The following is a 9,678-nucleotide window of genomic DNA, read 5'->3' on the forward strand; positions in this document are numbered from 1 at the left end:
GCTTGCCGTTTAACCAGCCAACTCTGGGGATGTCCCGACAGCGAGATCACGTTTCCGTTTCTGGCGCGGTGCGGCGCTCCACCGGCCGGCCGTGGGCACGTTCAAATGTGCGATGAACGGCTCAGGTGTAGTGCGGGATGGGCTGGGCAGCTCTGAGGGATCGTGTCGCTCGGTTGGGGAGTCCGTCATGCGTGAACGAATCGTTGTTGCTGCCGTGAGTGTTGGCTTGGCCGCCTTTCTCGCCGCTCCCAGTGCTCATGCCGAAAGCCGGTCATCACCACGTGGAAGCAGCTGGTCGGCTTTGCAGAGTAGGCTGCCGATCCAGTTGGGCGACGTCGGGCAGCAGGTTGGCTCGGTTTTCGATGCCATGGAACAGGAAGTTGAGCCGCTCCGGTCCCTATTCCCGGCTGCCCATCAGGGGTCAAGCGGGCGGGGGTGACCGAACTGCCGATTCTCAACCCCGTCTGCTAGCCAGTGCGACGCGGTTTCGTGCCCACCTGTTCGGCGGGGTTTCGTGCCGAGCTTGTGGTGGGCTGGCCGGCTGTATGCCTCGCCGGTCGCAAGGACTCTTCCCACGTCGTGTCGTGGGGCCCGGCGGTGATTCTTCGATCCCGGTGGCCTTCCTGGTCCGGGGCGGGACGGTTTCGGTGCACGGGCTGGTGAGCCGGCCTTCGCGTGCAGGTTTCTGAACCCTCTGCGGACGCGGGCGGGTGTCAGCTTGTTCGGCTCGGTGGGCTTCTCCCAGGGCCTGCGGAGGTCGGTGGCCAGTGGGCGGGCGAGGCGGAGCTGGGCATAGGCGGCGATCACCAGCCACGTCCACCGGTCCGCCGCCTCCGGGCTGCGGAGTCGGGGCTTGGTCCAGCCGAGGGTCTGCTTGAACAGGCGAAAGGTGTGCTCAATGTCGAAGCGGCGGAGGAAGGACTGCCAGCAGCGGTCGACGTCCGCGATGGTGGCGCCGGTGCCCGACCACCACAGCCATACCGGCTTGTTGACCCCTCCACTGGGCAGCTTCTCCACGACCAGACGGATCACGGTGCCCTCGATGATGGGCAGCGGCCCGTCGTGGTCGAGCCACGCGGCCCGGCGGGTCAGCCGCGGGTGAAGCCGGTCCCACGCTTGCGCGGTCGCCTTCCCATAGAGCCTGGTGTCCGTGGCCGTCACGGCCTGCTCGGTGCCCCAGGTCGTGGGGTCGCCGAAGACGAACTCGCGCCCGTGCTTCGGCGGTCGCCCGCCTTGGGGATAGGCCAAGGCGTACTCCTTGAGCGAGGGCGTCGGCCGGCGCATCACCCGGTCCGATCGCAGCCGGCCGAGGATCTCGATGGGCAGGTCGCCCAGCAGGTGGGCGATGCGCGGGGCGTCGTATCCGGCGTCGAGCACGACCAGGACCTCCGGGTCGCCCGGCCGCCACTGGCCGGCGGCGACCAGCCGCTCGACGACCTCGCGGATCTGCCCCGTGGTCACCGCGGCGACGTCGGCGCCGGGCTCCAGGCGGACCGCGTCCAGCACCGCCGTCCAGGACGTGCGGCCGCTCTCCAGCGCGGCCACCACCGAGTACGGCCAGCCCGGCACCATCTGGTGTTTGCCCTCACCCCGGCCGAACGTGTGGCAGAAGGCCCGATCAGCGCAGGTGTTGGCGTCCGGCCGCAGCCACGGCGAGACGTCGACGGCCAGGACGATCCGGCCGTCCGCCGCCCTAGGCAACGGCACCCCGGCCAGGCCGCGACGCAGCCGCGCTATGTCGATCCGGCCCTGGTTGAGTCCGCCGTACAGAGCCCCGTGCCCACGGCGGTGTTCCGGCGCGAGCGCGAGATCGACCAGCGTCCGCACCGGCCCCTCTGTACACAGCAACGCGTCGCACAGTTCGAACAACGCGTCGCCCCGCGCGGTCAGACTCGCGTACAGCTCCGACCGGAAGCGTGACACTTCCGCGAACGCATCCCGCAGGACGCCCTGATGCACCAGACTCACGACCACGGCCTTCGCGCTGATCCACTCTGTGACGGAGCACAGGATCAGACGAAGGCCGCCTACACGTCCGCCGAACTGCGAAAACGCTGATCAAGTTCGAGCCGCGTTCGACGCTGGACCATAAATGACAAGCTTAGAGCCTGTGTCCAAACCCCTGAACTGGATCTCTACGTGGGCCAACTAACGACGCGGTCTACGACAGGGTGGTGCAGCGCTCGGCTTGCTGGATGTGACCACTGCGGCCGGTGATCGTTCGCGGGGTATGAGAACTCGCAAGGTAATGAGCACCGTCGTTGTCACCGCGGCGATTGTCAGTACCGGAGTCGCGGCAGCGGCCCCCGCAGCAGCGGGCGGGATCGGCGACTTCCTGTCGCCCGCATTCGGAAACGGCTGCATGAACCAGCACGGCACGCACGCACTCGGCAGCACCACACACGGCACGGGAGCGGGCAACGGCAACCTGGCCGGCCTCCCCATCGGCGCCCCAGTCAACCAATGCGGAGGCGCAGACCTCCCCATCAATCGCGAAAACGTACTACTGGAGGACATTCCCAAGGAATTGATGGGGGAGTTTGGCAAACCGCTGTGACGAAGCCAGCGGCGGGTCAATCTCGATGACACGTTTCGCGTGATAGCCGAGGTGCTGGTCGGCAGCTTGAGATCGTGGGACATCTCGCGCTCCGGATAGCGGGTATCGACAGATGCCACGACGCCGTTCGTCACTCATGCCGCCCTAACTCAGCGGTTTCCGTTCGGGGATCGGTCACCGTGACCGATCCCCGAACGCTCAGCCGAAGCTCCCATGGCAGATCTAGGCTTTTGACCTGCTGAAACAGGGTTCCGAAACAGGCACTTACCTTGTCATTTAACGGTCGGGCGTTGAACGGCGCCTCTGCCGGTATGTCAGTCCCACGCGTTGAAGAGGACTCCGCCCAACGTGGTGATCCCGTAGAAGCGGACCTCACGCCACTCGCCCTGCGTGAGCGCTGAGGTGTCCACGTCGGAGAGCGGTGTGGCGAGTCGTTCGCTGCTCAGGACCGTGAAGCCCGCGTTGGCGAAGGCGTGAGCCCACGGCGGCGGCGCGAGGAAGTCCTCTCCGTACCAGTCCCGCCGTGCCTTGGCGAAGGCGACCCAGGGGTGGTGAGCGTGGCATAGGACAACGTTCTCGCCTGCGCGTCCGACGACCGTTGCGGTGTGAAAGGTCCGGGGGTACACCCGTTCCTCCACCTCACCTACTTCGCCTCCAGCGACGCGGGCAGCGGCATACAGAGCGGCGCGGAACGCCTTCAGTTCAGTCTCGGGAAGCGGGCCGTCCTTCGGCCGGTAGAAACCTGTCGCCCCCCGCGGCAGCGTGAAGCCGTCGTTCCCCTCGTTGACCATGCCGCTCATTCTGCCTGGTGCGAGGCATATCAGTGTTCAGAGGTCCTGAGCTGCCAGTTCATGCTGCGCGTCGCGGTTTGGTGCCCACCTTGTGGTGGGCGGGGCGGGCATACGCCTCGCCGGTGACGATGACTCTGCCGACGTCATGCTGGGTGGCGACGCGGCGGTTCTTCAAGCCGGGCGGCCTGCCCGGTCCGGGGCGGGACGGTTTCGGTGCGCTGGCCGGAGAGCCGGTCTTCGCGTGCAGGTTCCTGAACCCTCTGCGGACGCGGGCGGGCGTCAGTTTGTTCGGCTCGGTCGGCTTCTCCCAGGGCCTGCGGAGGTCGGTGGCCAGGGGGCGGGCGAGCCGGAGCTGGGTGTGGGCGGCGATCACGAGCCAGGTCCACCGGTCGGCCGCTTCCGAGCCGCGAAGCCGGGGCTTGGTCCAGCCGAGGGTCTGCTTGAACAGGCGGAATGTGTGCTCGATGTCGAAGCGGCGGAGGAAGGACTGCCAGCAGCGGTCGACGTCCCCTTCGGTGGCGTCGGTGCGAGACCACCACAGCCAGACCGGCTTATTGACCCCGCCGCTGGGCAGCTTCTCCACGACCAACCGGATGACCGTGCCCTCGATGACGGGCAGCGGCCCGTCGTGGTCGAGCCATGCGGCCCGGCGGGTCAGCCGCGGGTGCAGCCGGTCCCACGCCTGCGCGGTCGCCTTCCCGTAGAGCCTGGTGTCCGTGCCCGTCACGGCCTGCTCGGTTCCCCAGGTTGCGGGATCGCCGAAGACGAACTCGCTGCCGTGCTTGGGCGGTCGGCCGCCCTTGGGGTTGGCCAGGTGGAACTCTTCGCGGGAGGGTGTCGGACGCCGCATCACGCGATCGGACCGGAGCCGGCCGAGGATCTCGACGGGCAGACCGTCCAGCAGGTGGGCAATGCGAGGGACGTCGTATCCGGCATCCAGCACGACCAGGACCTCCAGGTCGCCCGGCTTCCACTGGCCGGCGGCAACCAACCGCTCGACGACCTCACGGATCTGCACGGTGGTCACCGCGGCGACATCGGCGCCGGGCTGAAGGCGGACCGCGTCCAGAACCGCCGTCCAGGACGTGCGGCCGGTCTCCAGCGCGGCCACAACCGAGTACGGCCAGCCGGGCACCATCTGATGCTTGCCCTCACCCCGCCCGAAAGTGTGACAAAAGGCCCGGGCAGCAGACGTGTTGGCGTCAGGTCGCAGCCACGGCGAGACATCCACCGCCAGCACGAGCCGACCGTCCGCCGCCCGTGGCAACGGCACCCCAGCCAGGGCACGACGCAGCCGGGCAACGTCGATCCGGCCCTGGTTGAGTCCGCCGTACAGCGCTCCGTGCCCACGGCGGTGCTCGGGAGCGAGCGCGAGATCGACCAGCGTCCGCACCGGCCCGTCCGTGCACAGCAGCGCGTCGCACAACTCGAACAACGCGTCGCCCCGCACGGTCAGACACGCGTACAGCTCTGACCGGAAGTGTGACACTTCCGCGAACGCATCCCGCAGGATTCCCTGATGCACCAAACTCACGACCACGGCCTTCGCGCTGATCCACTCTGTGACGGAGCACAGGATCAGACGGAGGCCGCCTACGTGTCCGCTGAAGTGCGAAAACGCTGATCAAGTTCGAGCCGCGTTCGACGCCGGTCGTTAAATGACAAGCTAAAAGATCACGGGCGGGACTGCTGTCGCGGCCGACATACCGTTGGGTGCTGCCGAGGCCTCGGCGCCCCAGGCTCCGACCGTGTATGGACGGAGTGTTGCGGGCTGACTTGATGCGGGTGGAGATATCCAGGGGCTCAATGGCCGCGAGATCACCGGCTGGCCAAACCGGCCTTCGTCGGCTGTGCGGCGGCCCCGTGACGGACCGGCCTCCTGCCGGGAGGCGATGCAGTCCCTGGCTGCGGCGAGGAAGGGACGCGCGGTGAAACGGCCGGACACGAAGCCCGAATCGCCCGGCCCACCCCTCTCCGCTTCGCCGAGCGCCGGGCAGCACCATTGCCCCGCCCAGTCGTTACTCCCGACGGCACACTCACGCCCTGTGGGGAGGCGCCACCGACCTCCACGCGCTGACAGGGCAGCACTGGTGGCTGGTGCATCCGTCGGAGGCGTGCGGCGGACAGGACGCGAGCGCGATCGGTGGTCGGAGTGAGGCATGGGCAATAAGGGCGGTGGGGACCTGCCGTTGACAGCGGCACAACTGCGCGTGTGGTTTGCACAGCGGATGGAAGCCGACAACCCCTGCTACCGGGCGGCCGAGGTCGTCGAGATCCAGGGCCCGGTCGACCTCGTCCTGTTGGAGCAGGCGCTGCGGCAAGCGGTGGCCGACACCGAGATGCTGCGTGTGCGCTTCGAGACCGACGAGGAGGGCCGGGTGCGTCAGGTGGTCGAGGCGTGCTCGGACTGGCCGCTGCCCGTCCTGGACATGCGCGACGCACCGCAGGCGGCGGCTGCGGCACAGGCGTGGATGCGGAGGGATCTGGAGAAACCGGTCGACCTGCGGCGGTCGCGGGCCTTTTCCTTCACCGCGTTCCGCACCGCGAGCGACCGCGTCCTGCTGTACGCGGCGATCCACCACGCCGTGGCCGACGGCTACAGCTTCGCCCTGTTCCTCACTCGCGCCGCCGAGGTCTACACCTCGCTGGAGACCGGCCGGCCGGTTCCTCCCAGCCACCTCGGCCCGCTCTCCCGGGCCCTGGCCGACGAGGCCGACTACCACGCCTCGCCGGCGCTGATCCGGGACCGCGACTATTGGGCGGGCAGGCTGGCGGACTGGCCACGCGCCGCTCACGCCCCACGGCTCTGGGCGCGCCCCGGACGGACCTTCACCCGCGTGACGGGCCACCTCGCCGCCGAGGCGGCGGACCGGATGCGGCAGGCGGCACGCACCGCGCGCACCAGCCTGCCCTGCGCCGCCATGGCGGCCCTGGCACTGTACGTCGGCCGCCTCGGAGACCGCGAGGAGGCGGTTCTGGACGTCACGTTGGCCGGCCGAGGCCCGGGGTCCCGCGACGTTCCCGTCATGCTCGCGAACGTCCTGCCGCTGCGCGTACCTCTCAGCCGGGCCGAGACGTGGGCGGACCTGCTGCACCGGACGGCTGAAGAGGCCAAGGGGCTGCTGCGCCATCAGCGGTACCCCGCCGGACACCTCTCGCAGGAGCTGAAAATCGTCCGCCCCTGCGACGGTCCGTACGACGACTGGGGCGTCAACATCATGACGCACGACGCGCGACTCAGCTTCGGACGCCATCGCGCGGTGCTGCACAACCTGTCCAACGGCCCCGTCACCGGTATGAGCGTCAACGTCTACGACCGCCCCGCCGACGGCTCGCTGCGCATCGATCTCCAGGCTGCCCCCGACACCTACCCGCCCGCGGAGGTCGCGGCCCACCACCGGCGCTTCCTCGCCCTGCTGCACACCCTCGCCGAAACGGACATCGGCGGCCGCCTCCAAGACGTCGAACTGGTGACGGGCGAGGAGCGACAGCGCCTCCTGGCGGCTGGCTGCGGCACCGCGCGTCCCAGAGCGGCCCGGCTGCTGCACACCGCCTTCGAGGCGCAAGCCGGTGCGGAACCGCAGGTGACGGCGCTGGTGTGCGGACGGTCCCGGCTCACACGGGGCGAACTGAACACCCGGGCCAACCAGCTGGCTCGCCTCCTGGTGGAACGGGGCGCCGCGGCGGAGGAGTATGTGGCGATCGCCCTGGCCCGTACGGCCGACTACCCAGTCGCGGTCCTGGCGGTCCTCAAATCGGGTGCGGCCTGCCTGCCGCTGGACGTCACCCACCCTCCCGCCCGTATCCGCGGGATGCTGGAGGCCGCACGGCCGGTTTGCGTCCTGGCAACCACGGACACCGCGGCCCGACTGCCCTGCGGGGACCGGGTGCTGCTCGTGGACACCCCCGAGTCGGCACGTGCTCTCGCCGCGCAGCCGACCGAAGACCTGAGCGATCGCGAACGTCGCCGCGTGCCGCGACCGCACCACGCCGCCTACCTCGCCCACACCTCCGGCACCACGGGCCGGCCCAAGGGGGTGGTCGTCGAACACCGGCACTTGGCGAACCTCCTCGCAGACCACACAGACACCCTGATCGCCCCAGCAGTGGAGGCGGCCGGACACCGGTTGCGCTCGGCGCTGACCGCCTCCTTCTGCTTCGACACGTCCTGGGAGGGCTGGCTGTTCCTGGCCGCCGGCCAAGAGGTGCACCTCATCGAGGACGAGGTCCGCCACGACCCCGCGGCCCTCGTCGAATACGTCACCTCCCACCACGTCGACTTCCTGGACGTCACCCCGTCCTACCTCCAACAGCTCCTGGCCGCCGACCTGTTCAAGGGCGACCGTCACCACCCAGGCATGCTGATGGTCGGCGGCGAGCCCCTCGCCCCGGCGCTGTGGCGACAACTGCGCGAACTGCCCGGCACAGCGGCGTACAACTACTACGGCCCCACGGAGGTCACGGTGGACGCCGTGTACTGCCGCCTGAGGGAGCAGGGAGAGCAGCCGGTCATCGGCCGACCCGGTCAGAACGTGCGCGCCTACGTGCTGGACCGGCATCTGCACCCCGTACCGCCCCAGGTGGCCGGTGAGCTGTACCTGGGTGGCGACCAGGTCGCCCGCGGCTACCTCCACCAGCCGGACCTGACGGCCGAGCGGTTCCTGCCCGATCCCTTCGGCGCTCCGGGCGACCGCATGTACCGCACAGGCGACCGCGCACGCTGGACCGACGGACAGGTCCTGGAGTACCTCGGTCGGGTCGACGGCCAACTCAAGATCAACGGTGTACGCGTCGAGCCGGGCGAGATCGAGACGACCCTCACCGGCCACCCCGACGTCGCCCAGGCTGCGGTGACCGCCCAGGTGAACGAACGAGGCGAGAGCCAGCTGACCGCCCACGTCGTACCCGCCGCCAGGCCCTCGCGGGCCGGGGGCACAGGCAGGGCGGCGTGTGACCCGGCCGCGCTGCGCGCATGGGCCGCCTCGCACCTCCCTGCGGCCACGGTGCCCACCGCCTTCGTCCTTCACGATGCGCTGCCGCTGACCGCGCAGGGCAAGCTGGACTACGCGGCGTTGCCCACCCCGGCGGCCCCGGTCAAGGGGAGTGGACGGGCGGCGCGCACAACTACGGAAACCGCACTGTGCGAGCTCTTCGCGCAGGTCCTGGACGTGCCGGAGGTGGGCGTCGACGACGACTTCTTCGCACTCGGCGGCCACTCGCTGCCGGCAGCCCGACTGATCACCCGCATCCGCTCGCGGTTGGGCGTCGATCTCCCACTCCAGTCCCTCTACCAGGCCCCCACCGTCGCCGCCCTGTCACCGCTGCTGGACGCCGGAGCGCAGCCGGACACCTACGCCATGCTCCTCCCGCTCCGACCGGCCGGGAGTCGGCCCCCCGTGTTCTGCGTCCACCCCGCGGGTGGGCTCGGCTGGTGCTACGCCACGTTCCCCAGCCACCTCCCGCCGGACGTCCCCCTGTACGCCCTGCAGGCCCAGGGTCTGGACCCTGCCGACCGGCCCGCCGCCACCTTCACCGAGCTGATCGCCTCCTACGTCGCGGCGATGCGATCGGTCCAGGAGACGGGCCCCTACCACCTGTTGGGGTGGTCCCTGGGCGGAGCGCTGGCGCACGCCGTCGCCGTGCGGTTGCAGGAGCAGGGGGAACGCGTCCAGTTGCTGGCCATGCTCGACTCCGAGCCTCTGGACGCCACCGTCCTGCCCGCCCAGGCCCTGGAACCCCTTGTGCGGAAACTCCTCCTGGAGGCGGCGGGGCTCGCGGCGCAGCCACCCGGCCAGGCCGAGCCGACGTCCGTCGCCCCCGGCGGCCCGCTGCCGCACCCCTCGGACGTGCTGGCGGAGGAGCAGGTTTCCGCCGCCACGGCGACCTTCCGCCGGTACTCCGCCCTCCTGCCAACCCGCACCTCGGCGGTATTCGCGGGGGACCTGCTGTACTTCCGCGCGGCGCGGGAGACCACCTCGCGGGAGTCTGCGAGCCGACTGTGGCGTCCGTGGGTCACCGGCCGCATCACCTCGTACGACATCGAGTGCGACCACGCCGCCATGACCCAGCCCGCGCACGCAGCCAACATCGGGAGACTCCTGACCGCCCGCCTCCGGGCCGACGCCCCGTAACCGGCGAACACCCGGATCGCCGCACGACGGGAGCCGGTCCGCCAGTATGTGAATCTGCTTGCGCATCACCCAGCCCGAGCGGAGCCGGCCCAGGACCTCCACGGGCAGGTCAGGAGGTAGGCGATGCGGGGCGCGTCGTAGCCCGCGTCCAACACGACCAAGACCTCCGGGTTCCCGTCCCGCCACTGCCCGGCCTCTG

General features: G+C 69.8%; 5 protein-coding genes and 1 pseudogene. 2 read left to right on the plus strand and 4 right to left on the minus strand.

Annotation, left to right across the window (positions count from 1 at the left end; translation table 11 throughout):
- Nucleotides 1–414: 414 nt before the first annotated feature.
- Nucleotides 415–1,968, minus strand: a complete 1,554-nt coding sequence (locus AB0K09_RS23530; RefSeq protein ID WP_366067356.1) for an NF041680 family putative transposase — start codon at nucleotides 1,966–1,968, stop codon at nucleotides 415–417.
- Between the two features lie 280 nt (nucleotides 1,969–2,248).
- On the opposite strand from AB0K09_RS23530, the gene AB0K09_RS23535 reads away from it, so the two are divergent.
- Entirely contained in the window at nucleotides 2,249–2,557 is a 309-nt protein-coding gene (locus AB0K09_RS23535) for a chaplin family protein (protein ID WP_366067357.1), read from the plus strand.
- A 314-nt stretch (nucleotides 2,558–2,871) separates the two neighbouring features.
- Here the strand turns inward: AB0K09_RS23535 and AB0K09_RS23540 are convergent, their stop codons facing one another.
- Both AB0K09_RS23540 and AB0K09_RS23545 read right to left on the minus strand, forming a co-directional pair.
- On the minus strand, nucleotides 2,872–3,348 hold the full coding sequence (locus AB0K09_RS23540; protein ID WP_071967439.1) for a hypothetical protein: 477 nt from the start codon (nucleotides 3,346–3,348) through the stop codon (nucleotides 2,872–2,874).
- A 58-nt stretch (nucleotides 3,349–3,406) separates the two neighbouring features.
- Entirely contained in the window at nucleotides 3,407–4,882 is a 1,476-nt protein-coding gene (locus AB0K09_RS23545; protein WP_366067358.1) for an NF041680 family putative transposase, read from the minus strand.
- 625 nt (nucleotides 4,883–5,507) lie between these two features.
- On the opposite strand from AB0K09_RS23545, the gene AB0K09_RS23550 reads away from it, so the two are divergent.
- Complete coding sequence (locus tag AB0K09_RS23550) at nucleotides 5,508–9,479, plus strand: amino acid adenylation domain-containing protein (RefSeq protein WP_366067359.1); 3,972 nt, start codon at nucleotides 5,508–5,510, stop codon at nucleotides 9,477–9,479.
- A 54-nt stretch (nucleotides 9,480–9,533) separates the two neighbouring features.
- Here the strand turns inward: AB0K09_RS23550 and AB0K09_RS23555 are convergent.
- Nucleotides 9,534–9,678: pseudogene (locus AB0K09_RS23555) on the minus strand (transposase); the annotation flags it as partial.

The sequence above is a fragment of the Streptomyces sp. NPDC049577 genome, assembly GCF_040675635.1.
GTDB lineage: Bacteria > Actinomycetota > Actinomycetes > Streptomycetales > Streptomycetaceae > Streptomyces.

Excerpts from the sequence above, each read along its gene's own strand:
- AB0K09_RS23540 (WP_071967439.1), bottom strand. The coding sequence starts at position 3,348 with ATGGTCAACGAGGGGAACGACGGCTTCACGCTGCCGCGGGGGGCGACA.
- AB0K09_RS23550 (WP_366067359.1), top strand. The coding sequence starts at position 5,508 with ATGGGCAATAAGGGCGGTGGGGACCTGCCGTTGACAGCGGCACAACTG.
- AB0K09_RS23535 (WP_366067357.1), top strand. The coding sequence starts at position 2,249 with ATGAGCACCGTCGTTGTCACCGCGGCGATTGTCAGTACCGGAGTCGCG.